This window comes from Nocardia sp. NPDC051832, assembly GCF_040681285.1.
Lineage (GTDB): Bacteria > Actinomycetota > Actinomycetes > Mycobacteriales > Mycobacteriaceae > Nocardia.
The window spans coordinates 139,390-157,111 of record NZ_JBFAYL010000009.1 but is presented as its reverse complement, the minus strand read 5'-3'; the positions used below and the strand labels follow the sequence as shown (position 1 = coordinate 157,111).

Annotated in this window: 15 protein-coding genes and 1 pseudogene; 14 read left to right on the top strand and 2 right to left on the bottom strand. The window is 67.2% G+C overall.

What is annotated here, in order from left to right; all coding sequences use genetic code 11:
• Positions 1-89: 89 nt before the first annotated feature.
• The 8 genes and pseudogenes from AB0M14_RS37245 (at position 90) to polA (ending at position 11,338) form a co-directional block, all read left to right on the top strand.
• Complete coding sequence (locus tag AB0M14_RS37245; protein WP_365004737.1) at positions 90-1,289, top strand: branched-chain amino acid ABC transporter substrate-binding protein; 1,200 nt, start codon at positions 90-92, stop codon at positions 1,287-1,289.
• Positions 1,290-1,392: 103 nt separating this feature from the next.
• Positions 1,393-2,430: a branched-chain amino acid ABC transporter permease gene (locus AB0M14_RS37240; RefSeq protein WP_365004735.1), complete on the top strand. Its 1,038-nt coding sequence runs from the start codon at positions 1,393-1,395 to the stop codon at positions 2,428-2,430.
• The gene (locus AB0M14_RS37235) at positions 2,427-3,833 is read left to right on the top strand and encodes a branched-chain amino acid ABC transporter permease (RefSeq protein ID WP_365004732.1); all 1,407 of its coding nucleotides are present in this window, start codon (positions 2,427-2,429) and stop codon (positions 3,831-3,833) included. The genes AB0M14_RS37240 and AB0M14_RS37235 overlap by 4 nt, the downstream gene beginning before the upstream one ends.
• A gap of 41 nt (positions 3,834-3,874) precedes the next feature.
• Positions 3,875-4,780, top strand: a pseudogene (locus AB0M14_RS37230) (ABC transporter ATP-binding protein); the annotation flags it as partial.
• Between the two features lie 210 nt (positions 4,781-4,990).
• Positions 4,991-5,686: an ABC transporter ATP-binding protein gene (locus tag AB0M14_RS37225; protein WP_365004851.1), complete on the top strand. Its 696-nt coding sequence runs from the start codon at positions 4,991-4,993 to the stop codon at positions 5,684-5,686.
• 72 nt (positions 5,687-5,758) lie between these two features.
• Entirely contained in the window at positions 5,759-7,435 is a 1,677-nt protein-coding gene (locus AB0M14_RS37220; RefSeq protein WP_365004730.1) for a DUF885 domain-containing protein, read from the top strand.
• Positions 7,436-7,520: 85 nt separating this feature from the next.
• On the top strand, positions 7,521-8,537 hold the full coding sequence (locus AB0M14_RS37215; RefSeq protein WP_365004727.1) for a neutral zinc metallopeptidase: 1,017 nt from the start codon (positions 7,521-7,523) through the stop codon (positions 8,535-8,537).
• Positions 8,538-8,650: 113 nt separating this feature from the next.
• Positions 8,651-11,338: a DNA polymerase I gene (gene polA / locus AB0M14_RS37210; RefSeq protein WP_365004848.1), complete on the top strand. Its 2,688-nt coding sequence runs from the start codon at positions 8,651-8,653 to the stop codon at positions 11,336-11,338.
• Positions 11,339-11,384: 46 nt separating this feature from the next.
• Here the strand turns inward: polA and AB0M14_RS37205 are convergent, their stop codons facing one another.
• On the bottom strand, positions 11,385-11,981 hold the full coding sequence (locus tag AB0M14_RS37205) for a TetR/AcrR family transcriptional regulator (RefSeq protein ID WP_365004724.1): 597 nt from the start codon (positions 11,979-11,981) through the stop codon (positions 11,385-11,387).
• A gap of 65 nt (positions 11,982-12,046) precedes the next feature.
• On the opposite strand from AB0M14_RS37205, the gene AB0M14_RS37200 reads away from it, so the two are divergent.
• The 3 genes from AB0M14_RS37200 (at position 12,047) to AB0M14_RS37190 (ending at position 14,049) form a co-directional block, all read left to right on the top strand.
• Positions 12,047-13,306: a DUF3533 domain-containing protein gene (locus AB0M14_RS37200; RefSeq protein ID WP_365004721.1), complete on the top strand. Its 1,260-nt coding sequence runs from the start codon at positions 12,047-12,049 to the stop codon at positions 13,304-13,306.
• 89 nt (positions 13,307-13,395) lie between these two features.
• Positions 13,396-13,530, top strand: coding sequence for a hypothetical protein (locus AB0M14_RS37195; protein ID WP_365004718.1), 135 nt, complete (start codon positions 13,396-13,398; stop codon positions 13,528-13,530).
• Positions 13,531-13,614: 84 nt separating this feature from the next.
• Positions 13,615-14,049 (top strand): 2-keto-3-deoxygluconate kinase, encoded by a 435-nt coding sequence (locus AB0M14_RS37190; RefSeq protein WP_365004715.1) that lies wholly within the window; start codon positions 13,615-13,617, stop codon positions 14,047-14,049.
• A 59-nt stretch (positions 14,050-14,108) separates the two neighbouring features.
• On the opposite strand, the gene trxA is transcribed toward AB0M14_RS37190, so the two are convergent.
• Entirely contained in the window at positions 14,109-14,480 is a 372-nt protein-coding gene (trxA, locus tag AB0M14_RS37185; protein WP_365004713.1) for a thioredoxin, read from the bottom strand.
• A 158-nt stretch (positions 14,481-14,638) separates the two neighbouring features.
• Between trxA and AB0M14_RS37180 the strand changes: the two genes are divergently transcribed.
• The 3 genes from AB0M14_RS37180 to AB0M14_RS37170 all read left to right on the top strand — a co-directional run bounded on the left by AB0M14_RS37180 (position 14,639) and on the right by AB0M14_RS37170 (position 17,721).
• A complete protein-coding gene (locus AB0M14_RS37180; protein ID WP_365004710.1) occupies positions 14,639-15,724 on the top strand; it encodes an isocitrate/isopropylmalate family dehydrogenase in 1,086 nt (361 codons plus the stop codon).
• A 182-nt stretch (positions 15,725-15,906) separates the two neighbouring features.
• Positions 15,907-16,764, top strand: coding sequence for an ABC transporter substrate-binding protein (locus AB0M14_RS37175; RefSeq protein ID WP_365004845.1), 858 nt, complete (start codon positions 15,907-15,909; stop codon positions 16,762-16,764).
• A 3-nt stretch (positions 16,765-16,767) separates the two neighbouring features.
• Complete coding sequence (locus AB0M14_RS37170; protein WP_365004707.1) at positions 16,768-17,721, top strand: amino acid ABC transporter permease; 954 nt, start codon at positions 16,768-16,770, stop codon at positions 17,719-17,721.
• Position 17,722 lies beyond the last annotated feature (1 nt).

The following is a 17,722-nucleotide window of genomic DNA, read 5'->3' as shown; positions in this document are numbered from 1 at the left end:
TAGTAGGTCCACCCTGATGAGGGTTCAGCAGGACGTAGAGGTGAGACGTGCTTAGTTCGACATGGCGCAGTCGTTCCACGCGAGGCGCATTGGTTTTCAGCGCTGCCGCCGCGCTGGTGCTGTCCGGATGCAGTGACAAGTCGACCGACGACGGGAAGGCCACCGGCACGGAGGGGAACGGCAGCAGTCTGTCGATCTCGCCTGTGGTGCAGGTGGACTCCGCCGGCAAGGAAGTCAAGGCGACGGACGCGGCCAAGGCCGCGGACCCGGCCGGTGACGGCAAGGCCACCTGCCCGGCAGGTACGGCGATCGCCTTCGCGGGCGCGTTGACCGGCCCGAACGCGCAGCTCGGCATCAACATCAACAACGGTGCGAAGCTGGCGTTGGATCAGCACAACAAGGCCAACCCCGGCTGCAAGATCGAGCTGAAGTCCTTCGACACCGAAGGCGATCCGCAGAAGGCCACCTCGGTCATCCCGCAGATCGTCAACGACAAGTCGATCATCGGTCTGGTCGGCCCGGCCTTCTCCGGTGAGACCCGTGCGACCGGCAAGGTGCTCAGCGACGCCGGCCTGGTCTCGGTGACCTCCTCGGCCACCAACGCCGGCCTGACCAAGAACGGCTGGACCACCTTCTTCCGCGGCCTGGCCAACGATGACGTGCAGGGCCCCTCGGTGGCCAAGTACCTGGTCAACTCCGCCGGCTACAAGAAGGTCTGCGTCGTCGAGGACAACAGCGACTACGGCACCGGCCTCGCCCGCAGCATCAAGGAAGGCCTCGGCGCCGCCGCGGACCCGAGCTGCGCGGCCGCCATCAAGGCCGGTGACAAGGACTTCTCCGCCACCGTCACCAAGATCAAGGGCGCGAACGCCGACGCCGTGTTCTACGCCGGTTACTACGCCGAGGGCGCGCCGTTCGCGTCGCAGCTGAAGTCCGGTGGCGTCAAGTCGGTCTTCGTCGGACCCGACGGTGTGAACGACCCGCAGTTCCTCAAGCAGGCCGGTAACGCCGCGAAGGGCGCCACCCTCACCTGCCCGTGCGGCCCGGCCCCGGAGAAGTTCGCCAAGGACTACCAGGCCCTGAACAACGAGCCGCCCGGGGTCTACTCGGTCGAGGCCTACGACCTGGCGACGATCCTGATCAAGGGCATCGACGGCGGCAAGGTGACCCGACCGGATCTGCTCGAGTTCGTCCGCTCCTACGACGGCGCGGGCCTGGCCCGTCAGTACAAGTGGAGCCCGGACGGCGAGCTGACCAACGCGCTCATCTGGATTTACACGGTCAAGTAGTCGGGTAGCCCGCGGGCACGGCAGCGCAGCACGCATGGGGTTCGTGCGAATCCCATGCGTGCTGCTTTCGTGACCGGGGTGACGGGATGAGGGCGAAATACGCATGACAACAACAGCATTGGCCGAGGGCGTACAAGTCCTCGGCGGGTCGATCGACTTCAATTACACCGCGGTGATCGACAATTTCTGGCAACTGACCGTTGACGGAGTGACCTACGGCGCTATATACGCCCTGGTCGCCGTGGGCTACACCCTGGTCTACGGCGTGCTGCGGCTCATCAATTTCGCGCACTCGGAAGTCTTCATGCTCGGCTTGTTCGGGCAATTGATCGGGTTGATGATCTTCGGCTTCGCCGCGGCGCCCGATCCGTATGCGCAAGGCGCGGTCCTGACGATCGTCTATCTCGCGCTGGCGGGCATCGTCGGCGCGATGATCTCCGGCGGCGCCGCCGTCGCCTTGGAGCGGTCGGCTTACCGCCCGCTGCGTCGGCGCGGCGCGAAACCGCTGAGCTTTCTCATCACGGCCATCGGCATGTCGTTCGTGCTGCAGGAATTCGTGCACTTCATCCTGCCGAAGCTGTGGCCCAACATGGGTGGCACCAACGCCCAGCAGGGTGTCCAGCTGGTCGAGGCGACCGATCAGTTCTCCTTCGGTGGCGCCAGCGTCACCAACATCATGATCATCATCGTGCTCGCCGCAGTCGTCCTGGCGATCACCACCGAATACCTGATCAACCGAACCAAATTCGGCCGCGGCATTCGCGCCGTGGCGCAGGATCCGGACACCGCGACGCTGATGGGCGTCTCCCGGGAACGGGTCATCATGCTGACCTTCCTCATCGGCGGCATCCTCGCCGGTGCGGCGGCGCTGCTGTACACGCTCAAGATCCCCAACGGCATCATCTATTCCGGCGGTTTCATCCTCGGCATCAAGGCGTTCAGCGCGGCGGTGCTCGGCGGCATCGGCAACCTGCGCGGCGCGCTGCTCGGCGGTCTCATCCTCGGCGTGGTCGAGCAGTACGGCCAGTTGTTCTTCGGCACCCAATGGCGTGACGTGGTCGCGTTCGTGGTGCTGGTGCTGGTGCTGATGGTGCGTCCGACCGGCATTCTCGGCGAGAGTCTGGGGAGGGCCCGGGCATGACGACAGACACGATCAAAACCCAAGCGCCGCACGAGCGTCACGGTATCGGCGACGCGCTCCGCACCTGGTGGGAGGGGCTGAGCCGACCCGGGCAGTGGGCGGTCGGCGTGCCGTTCATCCTGCTGCTGGCGCTGCTGCCGCTGTTCCCGCCGCCGCTGGTGGACACCCCCGCCTACAACTTCGGCCTGGTGATGGCCAAGGTCGCGATGTTCTGCCTGATCGCGATCGGCCTGAATGTCGTTGTCGGACAGGCGGGTCTGCTCGACCTCGGCTATGTCGGCTTCTACGCGGTCGGCGCGTACACCGTCGGCCTGCTCACCAGTAAGAACAGTCCGTGGAATCAGACCGACGGCGGCTGGCTCGATCCGAAATGGGCCTGGCTGGCCTGTCTGCCGCTGGCGGTGCTGGTCACCGCGTTCTCGGGCTTGATACTCGGGTCACCGACGCTGCGCTTGCGCGGTGACTATCTGGCCATCGTGACGCTGGGCTTCGGTGAGATCGTCCGGCTGCTCGCCGACAACCTCGGCGAGATCACCAACGGCAGCCTCGGCCTGTCCGAGGTCGCGTACCCGCGCATCGGCGAATCCGAGGAGAAGCCGAACGGCGTGTTCTCCGCGGGCAATATCGGCGACGCGGATTCCTCGAACCTGCTCGACCGCGCCAGCTACGGAACCTATTGGTACTGGCTGGGAATGGCGCTGATCATCGTCATGCTGCTGATCGTCGGCAACCTGGAACGCAGCCGCGTCGGCCGCGCCTGGGTCGCGATCCGCGAGGACGAGGATGTCGCCGAGATCATGGGCGTGCAGACCTTCAAGTACAAGCTGTGGGCCTTCATGATCGGCGCGGCGGTCGGCGGCATGTCGGGTGCGCTGTATGCCGGGCAGGTGCAGTTCGTGAACCCGACCCGCTTCGACATCGTCAACTCGATGTTGTTCCTGTGCGCGGTCGTGATCGGCGGCCAGGGCAACAAGCTCGGCGTGCTGGTCGGCGCGTTCATCATCGCCTACCTGCCGGACCGGCTGGCCTCGGTGCAGCTGGTCACCAACGAGAGCACCGGCTACACGCTGCTGATCCTCGACGTCGCGGCGTTCATCGCGCTGGCGCTGTTCTGGCGGTTCAAGGGCAAGTATCTGGATGGCTGGCGAAAACGCGGGATCACGCTCGGCATGGTGATCACCGGCGTCATGGGTGCGCTGTTGCTAGGCAGTGTGCTGTTGTTCCGGCCGGGCGGCGCGCAGTCGCTCGGTGATCTCAAGTATCTGTACTTCGGTATCGCGTTGGTGGTGATGATGATTCTGCGTCCGCAGGGTCTGTTCCCGGTGCGGCAGAAACTGCTCACCTACGGCCGGCAGGTCTACCAGGCGGTCCGCCGCCCGGGCGCGTCCGGAGCGGGACAGTGACCGGCCCGGGCGCGGGTGACGCGCTGTTCGACAACGAGGACATGGCCGCCGGTCACGTGCCCCCGCCCGAGGCGGAGAGTGCCGGCGAGGTCGACCTCACCGCGGTGATCCCCGAGCTCGGCGATGCCGAGACCGTCGCCGAAGTCGTTGCGCCGCATCGCGAGATCGAGACCGAGGTCGGTGCGCCGCTGCTGCGCACCGAGGGGCTGACCGTGAAGTTCGGTGGTCTCACCGCGCTGGATTCGCTGGACTTCGAGATCCGCCGCGGCGAGATCCTCGGGCTCATCGGGCCCAACGGCGCGGGCAAGACGACCTGCTTCAACGCGATCACCGGTGTCTACAAACCGGCGTCGGGGCTGGTGTACTTCGACGGTAAGCCGCTGACGAAGTCCAAGCGCAACGAGATCACCCGGCTCGGCATCGCGCGCACGTTCCAGAACGTGCGGCTGTTCAACGAGATGACGGCGCTGGAGAACGTGGTGGTCGGCACCGACGCCCGGCACAAGACCTCGGTGCCGGGCGCGATCATCCGCACCCCGCGGCATCGCCGCGAGGAGCGCGACGCGATCGAGCGCGGCATGGCGCTGCTCGAATTCGTCGGTATCGCACCGCGTGCGGTGGAGAAGGCGCGCAATCTCTCCTACGGCGATCAGCGCCGGCTGGAGATCGCACGCGCGCTGGCCACCGAGCCGAAGCTGCTGTGCCTGGACGAGCCGGCCGCCGGGTTCAACCCGGCCGAGAAGGCCGCGCTCATGGATCTGATCCGCAAGATCCGCGACGACGGGTTCACCGTGCTGCTCATCGAGCACGACATGCGCCTGGTCATGGGTGTGACGGACCGGATCGTGGTGCTGGAGTTCGGCCGCAAGATCGCCGACGGGCTGCCCGCGGCGGTGCGCGAAGACCCGGCCGTGATCGCGGCCTACCTGGGCGTGCCGGACGAGGACGCGCACGTGGCCGAGTCCGAACCGGAGCACGAGCCCGGGGCCGAATCCACGCCGCCCGCGGGGGATATGCGGGACGACCCGCCCACCCAGGTGCTGCCGATTCCCGAGCCCGGACGCGGTCCGGACAAGGTGTCGATTACCAAGCGGACGCCCAAGGCCGGACCGGAGCGCGACTTCACCGACGCCCCGGTGCTGCTGGAAGTCCAGGACATGGTGGTCAACTACGGCAGAATCCAGGCGCTGCACGGGATTTCGCTGAAGGTGGCGGAGGGCGAGCTGGTCACGCTGCTGGGCGCCAACGGCGCGGGCAAGACCACCACCATGCGGGCGCTGTCGGGTCTGCTGCCGCTGACCCGCGGCAAGATCCTGTTCGAGGGCCGCGACATCACCGGCGTGAAAGCGCACGACCGGGTGACCGACGGGCTCATCCAGGCGCCGGAGGGCCGCGGTGTGTTCCCCGGCATGACGGTGCAGGAGAACCTCGATATGGGTTGCTACGGCAGGCCTTTCAAGGTGAAGGCGGAGTACGACCAGACCTTGGACTGGGTGTTCGAACTCTTCCCGCGGCTGTCCGAACGTCGTAAGCAGGTCGGCGGCACGCTCTCCGGTGGTGAGCAGCAGATGCTGGCCATCGGCCGGTCCCTGATGGCGCGGCCGCGGCTGCTGCTGCTCGACGAGCCGTCGATGGGCCTGGCGCCCATGGTGATCCAGCAGATATTCAAGATCATCAGCGAGATCAACCGGCAGGGCACCACCGTGCTGATGGTGGAGCAGAACGCGCAGCAGGCGCTGGTGCGCAGCGACCGCGCCTACATCCTGGAGACCGGCGAGGTCACCAAGTCCGGTACCGGCGGGGATCTGCTGGTGGACTCGGCGGTCAAGTCGGCCTATCTCGGCGTAGGTTAAGTTCAGCCAAAGCGGCGGCGGCACATCGGGTTTCCGGTGTGCCGCCGCCGTCGTGTTGGCATGATGGCCACCATGAACTCCCACGAAGAGTTGATCAACCTGGCCGATCAGTACTGGGACAGCAAGCTCGAAGCCGCGCCTACCGCCGCGACGCTGCTGGGCGACCATCGCTTCGACGACCGCATCGAAGACCTGTCCGCCGAAGCCGAAGCCCGCCTTCTCACCACCTGCCGCGAGCTCCTCGCGCAGGTAGACGCCCTGGATCCGAGCGGACTCAGCCTGCAGGACCGCACCACCCGCAGCCTGCTGCACGCCGAGCTCACCGGCGCCATCGACCAGTTGTCCTGGCGGCCGTTGGAAATGGCCTCCGATCAGATGATGGGCGTGCACGCCGAACTGCTGACCATGGCGCCGCAGATCAGCGCGCCGAAACCCGAGAACGCCACCGCGCTGGTGCAGCGGCACCGCCAGATCGGCACCCTGCTCGAACAGGCGGTCGAGCGCTTCCGGGCCGGCCTGGCCGCCGGGCGCGCCCCGGCGAAGATCACCATCGAGCGGTCGCTGAACCAGCTCGACGGCTACCTGGACTCCGACCTCACCGGCGATGCGTTCGTCACCCTCGAGGGTCCGCCGGACTGGGCCGGCGAGGAGGCCTGGCGCGCCGAATTGGCGCAGGTCGCAGCTGAAGTCATCCGCCCGGCCTTCCGCCGCTACCGGGCGGCGCTCGCCGAGGAGCTGCTCCCGGCGGCGCGCCCGGACGACCGGGCCGGACTGTGCTGGCTCGGCGACGACGGCGCGGACATCTACACCCGGCTGCTGCGCGAGCACACCACGCTGCCGGATCTGGGCGCCGAGGAGATCCACCGCACCGGGCTCGCCGAACTGGAATCGCTGCGGGCGGAATACGCGGAGATTGGGGCGCGCCAGTTCGGCACTTCCGACCTGGCGGAAATCTTCACCCGGCTGCGTGAGGACCGGGAGCTGCGCTACCGCGACGGCGACGAGATCATGACCGACGCGCGCAGCGCGCTGACGGTGGCCACCGCGGAGATGAAGAACTGGTTCGGGCGACTGCCCCGGGCCTCCTGCGACATCGTGCCGGTGCCGGAGTTCCTGGAGGCGGATTCCGCGACCGCCTACTACTTTCCGCCGCCGGCCGACAACTCCCGCCCCGGCACCTACTTCGTCAACCGGCACCAGCCGACCGAGCAGCTGCGCTACGAAACCGCCTCGGTGGCCTACCACGAGGCCATTCCGGGACATCACCTGCAGCTGGCCATCGCCAACGAGCTCGACCATCTGCCACGCTTCCAGCGCCAATCCTTCGCCAACACCGCGTTCGTGGAAGGCTGGGCGCTCTACGCCGAACGGCTGGCCGACGAAATGGGTTTGTACGCCGACGATCTGGGCCGGCTCGGCATGCTGGCCGGGGATTCGTGGCGCTCCTGCCGATTGGTCGTCGACACCGGGATCCACGCCATGGGCTGGAGCCGGCAGCAGGCCGTCGACTTCATGATCGCCAACGCGCCGGTGGGCGAGAACCACATTCGGGTCGAGGTCGATCGCTATATCGCGATGCCCGGTCAAGCCGTCGCCTACAAGACCGGCCAGATCGAAATTCGCACCCGGCGTGCGGAAATCGAGCGGAAACTCGGAAACGCGTTCGATATCAAGGGTTTCCACGATGTCGTGCTCGGATCCGGCTCGGTGAGCCTGCCGGTGCTCCGGGAACTCGTTGCCACACTGTGACCCGCGGAGGGCCTGCCCGAGTTGCAGGCCCCCGCGCCGTCGGCTTCCATAGAAGGGCGTCGACGGACCTTGGTCAGGGGGAAACATGAACCAGCCGTTGACATCTCGCCAGCCGCCCGGTAACCGCGGGCACGGCCTCCCGATCACCGCGATCTGCGGCGCGATCGCGATCATCGCCATGGTCGGTCTCGTCGTCGCGGCGGGCTGGCCCGCCGGTGCGCCCCGGCCGGCCGATCGGGCCGGCGCGTACGCGATCGGCGCCGGGCTGGCATTCGGTCCCGGATTCACCGGCGCCCCTTCCGATCCCGCGAAACCGGCGGGCTTTTCCGCCGCCCCGGTGGATCCGGTGCGGCTGTCGGGCGCGGCGCAATTCCCGTCCAGCCGGCAGGTTTACGCGCTGGCCGACCACCCGTTGTTCGCCCAGCATGTCGGGTTGACGAAGGTCGACTGCACACTGCCCGGCTGGGGCGCCGACGCCACCGCGGCCCGCGCGTTCTATCTCGCCGCCATCGACTGCCTCGACGCCGCGTGGGAGCCGACGCTGCGCGGCGCGGGCCTGCCGTTCCGCTCGCCGCGGGTCGCGGTGCCCGCGCAGCCGGGCACCCTCAGCAGCCCGTGCGCCCGGGAGGAGGGCGACATCGCCGAATCCTTCTACTGCACGCTCGACGAGACGATCATCCTGCCGTTGGACGGATTGCGGTCGGTGACCAATGGCTCGCGGCGCGGCGCCCAGCTGGCCGTGCTCGCCCATGAATACGGGCACCACATCCAATCGCTGATCGGCGTCATGCGCGCCTACCAGGACAAACGCCTCGGAGCCGGCTGGGATACCGGACCCGGGCAGGAGCAGAGCCGCCGGCTGGACCTGCAAGCCTCGTGCTTCGCCGGAATGTTCTTCGGTAGCAACTACGGCCGGCTGGACCTGGATCAGCAGAGCTGGGACGAGGCGGTGCGGGTCACCCGGGTCGCCGGTGATCGCCCCGGGTACGCGCGGCTGCACGGCACCGACTTCAATGTCTGGGGCTGGTGGAAATGGGGCGCCGATCTGGGCGATACCGCCGAGTGCAATACCTGGTATTCGGCCGCGCCCTACGTGGCGTGAGCAGTGATTCGCGCCCTGCCGTGGACTTGTCGGTGGGTCTCAATAGACTCTGACACGTGACTCCAGCGACCACCGATCAGCGTCCGGGTTCTGCCTCCAGCACCGCCGTCGAAGTGCCGGGGGAGCGGCCGACGCTGCTGTTGCTGGATGGGCATTCCATCGCCTATCGCGCCTTCTTCGCCTTGCCCGCGGAGAACTTCAAAACCGTCACCGGGCAGACCACCAACGCGGTGTACGGCTTCACCGCGATGCTGATCAACCTGCTGCGCGACGAGAAGCCCAGTCATGTGGCGGCCGCGTTCGACGTGTCCCGCAAGACCTTCCGGACCGAGGCGTACCCGGAGTACAAGGCCAATCGCAGCCAGACGCCGGACGAGTTCCGCGGCCAGGTGGAGCTCACCAAGGACGTGCTCGGCGCGATGGGCATCCCGGTGATGGCGATCGACGGCTTCGAAGCCGACGACCTGATCGCCACGCTCACTACCCAGGCCACCGCGCAGGGTTTCCGTGTGCTCATCGTCTCCGGCGATCGCGACTCCATCCAGCTGGTCAATGACGATGTCACCGTGCTGTACCCGCGCAAGGGCGTCTCGGATCTGACCCGTTTCACCCCCGACGAGGTGATGACGAAATACGGCCTCACCCCGTCCCAGTACCCGGATTACGCGGCGCTGCGCGGCGACCCGAGCGATAACCTGCCCGGCATTCCCGGGGTGGGGGAGAAGACCGCCGCCAAGTGGATCCGCGAATACGGCGATCTGAACACCTTGGTGGAGAAGGTCGACGAGGTGAAGGGCAAGGTCGGTGACGCGCTGCGCGCCAACCTCTCCAGCGTGGTGCTCAACCGTCAGCTCACCGAGATGGTGCGCGACGTCCCGCTGCCGTACACCCCCGATCAGCTGGCGCAGCAGCCGTGGGACCGCAACAAGATCCACCAGCTCTTCGACGATCTGGAATTCCGGGTGCTGCGCGACCGGCTGTTCGAGACGCTGGCCCCGAAGGAGCCCGAGGCCGAGTCCGGTTTCGAGATCAGCGGTGGCGCGCTGGAAATCGGCGGGGTCGCGTCCTGGCTCGGCGAGCACGCGAAAGCGGGTGTGCGCCATGGTGTTTCCATCGTCGGCAGCGGCACCCCGGGCAGCGGCGACGTGAAGGCGCTCGCCATCGCGGCCGCCGACGACGAGAGCGGCTACATCGACGTCACCGTGCTCACCCCGGAAGACGAAGCGGCGCTGGGCGCCTGGCTCGCCGATCCGGAGGTGCCCAAGGCGCTGCACGAGGCCAAGTCGGCCATGCACATGCTGCGCGGGCGCGGCTGGACCCTGGGCGGGCTCACCAGCGATACCGCCCTGGCCGCGTATCTGGTCCGTCCCGGCCAGCGCAGCTTCAACCTCGACGACCTCTCGCTGCGCTACCTGCGTCGCGAGCTGCGCGCCGAAACCGACGACACGCAACAGCTCTCCCTGCTCGACGACGCCGAGACGGTGGACGCCGAAACCGCGCAGACCGAAATGCTGCGGGCTCGCGCCGTCCTCGATCTCGCCGCGGCGCTCGACACCGAACTGCTGCAGATCGAATCCGTGGCGCTGCTCGACGATATGGAGCTGCCGCTGCTGGGCGTGCTGAGCCGCCTGGAGGATTCGGGCATCGCGGTCGACGTCGAACAGCTGGAGACGCTGCAACGGCAGTTCGCCGACAAGGTCAGCGCGGCCGCCAACGCCGCCTACGAGGTGATCGGCAAGCAGATCAACCTGGGCTCGCCCAAGCAGCTGCAGGTGGTGCTGTTCGACGAGCTGGACATGCCGAAGACCAAGCGCACCAAAACCGGGTACACCACGGACGCGGACGCGCTGGAATCGCTGTACGAGAAGACCGAGCACCCGTTCCTGCAGCATCTGCTCGAGCATCGCGACGCGACGCGCTTGAAGGTCACCGTCGACGGGCTGCTCAAGTCGGTCGCCGAGGACGGGCGCATCCACACCACCTTCAACCAGACCATCGCGGCCACCGGCCGGCTGTCCTCCACCGAACCGAACCTGCAGAACATCCCGATCCGCACCGACACCGGCCGCCAGATCCGCGACACCTTCGTCGTCGGCTCCGGCTTCACCGAGCTGATGACCGCGGATTACAGCCAGATCGAAATGCGCATCATGGCGCACCTTTCCGGCGACGAGGGCCTGATCGAGGCCTTCAACTCCGGCGAGGACCTGCACACCTTCGTCGCCTCCAAAGCCTTCGACATTCCGCTCTCGGAGGTGCATCCGGAGATGCGCCGCCGCATCAAGGCCATGTCCTACGGTCTGGCCTACGGCCTGAGCGCCTTCGGCCTGTCCGCGCAGCTGAAGATCAGCACGCAGGAGGCCAAGGAGCAGATGGACGTCTACTTCGAGCGCTTCGGCGGCATCCGCGACTACCTGCAGGACGTGGTCGATCAGGCCCGCAAGGTCGGCTACACCGAGACCCTCTTCGGCCGCCGCCGCTACCTGCCCGACCTGGATTCCAGCAACCGCCAGCGCCGCGAGGCCGCCGAGCGCATGGCATTGAACGCCCCCATCCAGGGCACCGCCGCCGACATCATCAAGGTCGCGATGATCAACGTGAACAAGGCGATCGAGGCCGCGAACCTGCGCTCCCGCATGCTGCTCCAGATCCACGACGAACTCGTCTTCGAGGTCGCCGAGGGCGAACGTGACGCCTTGGAGGCGCTGGCCCGCGAACACATGGCCGCCGCCATCCACCTGTCGGTGCCACTGGACGTCTCCGTCGGCACCGGTCGCAGCTGGGACAGCGCCGCGCACTGACGCATGGCATGGCCGCCGCGGTTCGGGCGGCTGTGCTGGTTCGCGGTCAGCGGGGTTGCAGGCCGAGCATGACGTGGGCGACGAGGCCGTCGAGCCATTCGTCGGCGGCGTCGGCGGCGACGAGACCCGAGCCGAGGAAGGTGGCCAGGCCTTGTAGGGCGGCCACGGCGGTGAGGGCGATGCGGCGGGGGTCGCCGGGGATGATCTCCCCACAGTCTTGGCCGTGGGCGATCAGCGAGACCGGGACGGCGAAGGCGCGGTCCACGGCCTGGGCCATGGCGTCGCCGGCGACGGGGCTGTGCCGGCGGGCGAACATCAGGGCCAGCAGCGCCGAGTTCTGGGTGGCGAAGTCCAGGTAGGTGCGGGCCATGGTGCGGATCGGGTCCGTGGATACCGCGTCGCCGGTGAGGTTTTCGAAGCTGGCCCCGAGGCGCTCGAAACCGGCGACGGCGAGGGCGTCGAGCAGGGCCTGCTTGTCGCGGAAGTGGCGGGTGGGCGCGGCGTGGCTGACGCCGGTGTCGCGGGCGAGCTGACGTAGCGACAGTCCGTCGACGCCCGCCGTTCGCAGGGTCGTCTCCGCGTGCTGCAACAGCTCGGCGCGCAGGTCGCCGTGGTGGTATGAGCGAGCGCGGGTCTTGGTCATGGTGAGTGCAGGATAACAAAATGTAGGCGTTGACTACTTTGTAGGCACTGCCTACATTCGATTCCATGACGGTTCGGAACTTCACCGCCCCGGTCGCGCTGCTGACCGTGTTCGCCGCGCTCCTCGCCACCATGTACCTCGGCTATGCCAGCAATACCGAGAAGAACCTGCACGACTTCCCGGTCGCGCTGGTCAATCAAGATCTCGGCGACGTCATCGACGGCACGCCGACCAATATCGGCGACCAGATCACCGACGGTCTGGTCGCGGGTATCCCGGCCGACAAGGTCGATCTGCGGGTCGTCGGAATCGCCAGTGCGCGAGCGCAACTGGAGAACGGTCAGGTCTACGGCGCGATCGTCATCCCCTCCGACTTCACCAAGCGCCTGGCCATCCTCGGCGCGGCGGCGGTGCTGCCCGGCGACGTGGAGCGCCCGGTCATCACCGTGCAGAGCAACCCGCGCATCGGTCCCTACACCGCGGGCATCATGTCGCGTATCGCCGACCGCGCGCTGGCGCAGGTCCAGCAGACCGTCGGCAAGAACCTCGCGGAACGCGTGAACACTGCTGTGGGCCCGGATGGGGCTGCCCAGATCAGCGGCGCGGCCCGCCTGGCCATCGCCGACCCGGTTCACATCGTCGACGTCCCGTTCCGCCCGATGTCCGACGGCGCGGGCCAGGGCTTGGTCGCCTTCTTCTACACCCTGATCCTGCTGCTGGCCGGATTCACCGGCGCGATGATCATCCACACCCTCATCGACTCAGTCCTCGGTTTCACTCCCACCGAATACGGCCCCTGGTTCGTTCACCCGCCCGCCACCGGCACCAGCCGCCTGCGCACCCTGCTCATCAAGTGGGCGGTGATCGGCACCGCCGCACCGCTGCTGTCGGGCGTATTCCTCGGTACCGCAAAGATTTTGGGCGTCCCGCTGACCAGCCCCCTGCTGCTCTGGCTCTACGGCACCCTCGCCATCATCGCCGTCGGATTCACCGCGCTATCGGTCCTGGCGACCTTCGGCACCGCGGGTCTGATGGTCAACCTCGTCCTCTTCGTGGTCCTCGGCCTGCCGTCCTCGGCCGCCACCGTCCCCCTGGAGGCCGTTCCGACCTACATCGCGGCCCTGGCGCGCTTCGAGCCCATGCACCAGATCTACCTTGCCGTCCGCGCCATCCTGTTCTTCGACGGCCGCGCCGAAGCCGGTCTATCCCAAGGTATCTGGATGACGCTGGTCGGACTGGCAGTCGGCATCACCCTCGGTGTCGCGGCGACCTTTGCCTACGACCGCCGTGGCCTGCATCGCACGGCGGGCGACGCCAAGGGGTAGCGTGAGCTGCGCGGATGGTACTCGCGAGTAGCGAAACCCACTGCGGAATATGGTTGCTAATACGCCGCGATGTGCCTATTGTCGATCGCGTGCCGAATCCCGCCTGCCGCCACAGCATCGTGCTGAACGTCGCAACCCGCGACGCACTCAGTGCTGTGCTTCCGCTCACCGCGATGGTGGCGCAGGCGCGACTTCTCGTAGTAACCCGCCGTAGCGGGGTCTGATTCGGACCGGCCCCCTCGCTGCGGGCTGTTGATTGTTGAAGCTGGTCCCCTCCACCGACATTCTTCGGGAAGACCTGAATCGCAATGACCACATTGACCTTTGATACCCACCTGTTCATCGCCGCCGCGCCCAAGGGTTTGCGGGCAGAATGCGCCGGCCTGACACCGGAACAGTTCTTCGACCGGTACTGCGGCCAGGACGGCCCGATCCGGATCAGCGACTGGGCCGCGACCGGCGGGCGCATGGCCGCCTTCACCGCGACCCTGGAATTCGCCGATCGCCTGCGATCGGTCGCCGCCATCGGCAGCCCGGTCGCGGCGCTCACCTCGGCGCTCTACGACGAGGGCTACCCGGTCGAGATCCTGCAGTTCCATCAGCGCCGCACCGAGCTCGGCACCGCCACCTTCGTGCAGTGCGAGTTCAACGGCCGACGCGGCTGGGGCGCGGCCCTGGCCGACGGCAGCGCCGAATCCACCGCTCGCGCAATGATTTCCGGCGTCAACCGGCTCGGCGCCTGAGTTCACGCAGCAGAACCGGCCGTGCACCACGAATGGTGCACGGCCCGTTCCAGGTCGTCTTATTCCGCGGTGGCCTGCTGCTCGGCCAGCTGCTTGCGCACTTCGTCCATGTCCAGGCCCTTGACCTGGGTGACAAGGTCCTCCAGCGCGGCCGGCGGCAGCGCGCCCGGCTGCGCGAAGACCAGCACGCCCTCACGGAACGCCATGATGGTCGGGATCGAGCGGATGTTCGCGGCCGCGGCGAGCCCCTGCTCGGCCTCGGTGTCGACCTTGCCGTGCACGACGTCGGGGTACTTCTCCGAGGAGGCCTCGAAGGTCGGTGCGAATTGCTTGCACGGTCCGCACCAGTCTGCCCAGAAGTCGACGAGTACCACGTCGTTTCCGGTGACTACCTCATCGAAGTTCTGCTGCGTCAGTGTCTGGGTGGCCATGACGTCCTCTCGTCTAGTTTGTCGCCAGCTATAACACCCGGCTCGAGCACTATCTTCCCTCGCGACCGGTTACCCACTCGCGCCGCGATAGAACCTCCCCGGCGTGTCCGCAGGCCCGGTGCCCGGCCGGCGCCGGGCCGGGCGCGAGGATAGGGGCCGTGAGCAGAGCGAAGGAACGGCTACGACTAGGCCTGATCGAGGGCGACGGCATCGGACCCGAGGTCGTGCAATCCACCCGCCGGGTGGTGGACGAGGCCTTGGCCGCCGCGGGCGCGTCGCCCGTCGAGTGGGTGCCGTTGCTGATGGGTCACCGCGCCATCGAGGAATTCGGCGCGCCGCTGCCCGAGCAGACCCTGCGGACGCTCGAAGGTCTGGACGCCTGGATTCTCGGCCCGCACGACAACGCCTCCTACGCCGCCGAACACCGTCGCGCGGTCGCCCCCGGCGGCGCTATCCGCAAACACTTCGGCCTGTATGCCAATATCCGCCCGGCGCGCGCTTTCCCGGGGGTCCGCGCCACCGCCCCCGACATCGATCTGGTGATCGTCCGGGAGAACAGCGAAGGCTTCTACGCCGACCGCAATATGTTCGCCGGTTCCGGCGAGTTCCGTCCGACTCCGGATGTCGCGATGGCCGTCGGCGTCGTCACCCGGCGCGCCTGCGAGCTGATCGCGCACGAAGCCTTCCGGCTGGCCTCGGCGCGCCGCAAGAAAGTCACCATCGTGCACAAGGCCAATGTGCTCCCCATGACCATGGGTCTGTTCCGCGACGTCTGCTATGAGATTGCGCACTCCTACCCCGGGGTGCAGGTCGAGGACGAGCATGTCGACGCCATGGCCGCGCATCTGGTGCGCTCGTCCGGCGCGTACGACGTCGTGGTCACCGAGAATCTCTTCGGCGACATCCTTTCCGACCTCGCGGGTGAGCTCAGCGGCTCGCTCGGCATGGCGGCCTCGCTGAATTGCTCGGCCACCCGCGCCATGGCCCAGGCGGTGCACGGCGCCGCGCCGAGCCTGGCCGGGCACAACCGCGCCAACCCGGTCGCACTCCAACTATCTGCTGCGATGTTGCTGAATTGGCTCGGCACGCGCGACGGCGACCCGAAGCCGGTGCACGCCGGCGAGCGGATCGAGCACGCGGTCGCGGCGACCTTCGAGGCCGGGATCGCCACTGCGGATCTCGGCGGAATCGCCTCCACCAGCGAATTCACCGAGCAGATCTGTGCTAGGGTCCACCGCCGGTAGTCGATTGCCCGTCTGGATGAGTTCTGCACAGGGCGGGGTTAATCTTCCGTTTCTTGCCAGCACGAAGCGTCTCGGTCGCTTAGATTGCCAAACGGGTGGTAAAACCCGGGTTTCACGTATCCGAAATGTGGAGGGCTGCTGTGTCTGTTCGTACCGTGCTTGGCAGGCGCGCGTTGGAGGTGATGTGCGTACTCACCGGTGGCGCACTGATCCTGACGGGTTGTTCGAATACCGAAGATTCCGGAGCTCCGGTCTCGAAGGAAACGGTGGAGAAGGTCGACTCGATCGCGTCGACGCTCCCCGACAAGATCAAGTCCTCCGGCAAGCTCGTGGTCGGGGTGAACATCCCCTATCAGCCCAACGAGTGGAAGGACGGCGACAAGATCGTCGGCTTCGACGTCGATCTGATGGACGCCATCGCCTCCGTGCTGGGCGTCAAGGCCGACTACGTCGAGTCCGCCTTCGACAAGATCATTCCCGCGACCCAGGCCGGCACCTACGACCTCGGCATGTCCTCGATCACCGATACGAAGGAACGCGAGCAGCAGGTCGACTTCGCCAACTACTTCATCGCCGGTGTCCAGTGGGCGCAGCCCAAGGGCAAGGCGATCGACCCGAACAACGCCTGCGGCAAGCGGGTCGCGGTGCAGGCCACCACGTATGAGCACACCGAGGAAGTGCCCGCCAAGAGCGCCAAGTGCGTCGCCGAGGGCAAGGCCCCGATCGACATCAAGGCCTTCGACGAGCAGAGCGCCGCGACCAACGCGCTGATCCTCGGCCAGGTCGACGGCATGTCCGCCGACTCGCCCGTCACCGCGTACGCGATCAAGCAGAGCGAAGGCAAGATCGAGGAAGCCGGCCCGGTGTTCGAGTCGCAGCCCTACGGCTGGGCCGTGGCCAAGGGCTCGCCGCTCGCGGGCGTCCTGCAGAAGGCGCTGCAGCACCTGATCGACAACGGCCAGTACAAGAAGATCTGTGAGAACTGGGGCGTCCAGGAAGGCGCGATCACCAAGGCCAGCATCAACGGAGCCGTGGGCTGATCTATGTCCGACCCGAAAACCGACACCGTGCCCGGCGATCCCGGGCACGGTGGGGGCACAGAGCCGGAACCGATCAAAGCGGTTCCGCTACGCCGGCCGGGCCGCTGGATCGCCGCGGCCCTGATTCTCGTTCTGCTCGGACTCTTCGTCTACGGCGCCGCGACGAAGGAGGAGTACAAGTGGAACACCTTCGGGAAGTACCTGTTCGATAAGCGCATCCTCGACGGCGCGCTGGTCACCCTCGAACTGACGGTGCTGTCGATGGCGCTGGCCATCCTGCTCGGCATCGTGCTCGCGGTGATGCGGCTGTCGCCGAACCCGGTGCTCCGCTCGGTCGCCTGGGTGTATCTCTGGGTCTTCCGCGGCACCCCCGTGTACGTCCAGCTGGTGTTCTGGGGCCTGTTCCCGTCGCTGTACCAGCACATCGTCCTGGGCGTTCCGTTCGGGCCGTCGTTCGTCGATTTCAATGTGCAGGAGTTGCAGGCCGCGTTCCTCTTCGCGGTCATCGGCCTCGGTCTGAACGAGGCCGCCTACATGGCCGAAATCGTCCGCGCCGGCATCAATTCCGTGGGTGAGGGACAGCGCGAGGCCTCGGTGGCGCTCGGCATGTCCTGGACCCAGACCATGCGGCGGACCGTGCTGCCCCAGGCGATGCGGGTGATCATTCCGCCCACCGGCAACGAGCTCATCGGCATGCTGAAGACCACCTCGCTGGTCACCGCGCTGCCGCTGACCACCGACCTCTACGGGCGGGCCCGCGACATCTCCAGCGTCAATGCCCAGCCGGTGCCGCTGCTGCTGGTCACCGCGGCCTGGTATCTGGCGATCACCAGCGTGCTGATGGTCGGGCAGTTCTACCTGGAGCGGTACTACTCGCGGGGTATCTCCCGGCAGTTGACCGCCAAGCAGTTGCAGGAACTGGCCGACGCCCAGGGCCCGGTGGAGAAGGCGAAATGAG

Bases quoted from the DNA above. Each gene is read 5' to 3' on its own strand.
- AB0M14_RS37240 (WP_365004735.1), top strand. From the start codon at position 1,393: ATGACAACAACAGCATTGGCCGAGGGCGTACAAGTCCTCGGCGGGTCG.
- AB0M14_RS37235 (WP_365004732.1), top strand. From the start codon at position 2,427: ATGACGACAGACACGATCAAAACCCAAGCGCCGCACGAGCGTCACGGT.
- AB0M14_RS37225 (WP_365004851.1), top strand. From the start codon at position 4,991: ATGGTGGTCAACTACGGCAGAATCCAGGCGCTGCACGGGATTTCGCTG.
- AB0M14_RS37220 (WP_365004730.1), top strand. From the start codon at position 5,759: ATGAACTCCCACGAAGAGTTGATCAACCTGGCCGATCAGTACTGGGAC.
- AB0M14_RS37215 (WP_365004727.1), top strand. From the start codon at position 7,521: ATGAACCAGCCGTTGACATCTCGCCAGCCGCCCGGTAACCGCGGGCAC.
- AB0M14_RS37205 (WP_365004724.1), bottom strand. From the start codon at position 11,981: ATGACCAAGACCCGCGCTCGCTCATACCACCACGGCGACCTGCGCGCC.
- AB0M14_RS37200 (WP_365004721.1), top strand. From the start codon at position 12,047: ATGACGGTTCGGAACTTCACCGCCCCGGTCGCGCTGCTGACCGTGTTC.
- AB0M14_RS37190 (WP_365004715.1), top strand. From the start codon at position 13,615: ATGACCACATTGACCTTTGATACCCACCTGTTCATCGCCGCCGCGCCC.
- trxA (WP_365004713.1), bottom strand. From the start codon at position 14,480: ATGGCCACCCAGACACTGACGCAGCAGAACTTCGATGAGGTAGTCACC.
- AB0M14_RS37175 (WP_365004845.1), top strand. From the start codon at position 15,907: ATGTGCGTACTCACCGGTGGCGCACTGATCCTGACGGGTTGTTCGAAT.
- AB0M14_RS37170 (WP_365004707.1), top strand. From the start codon at position 16,768: ATGTCCGACCCGAAAACCGACACCGTGCCCGGCGATCCCGGGCACGGT.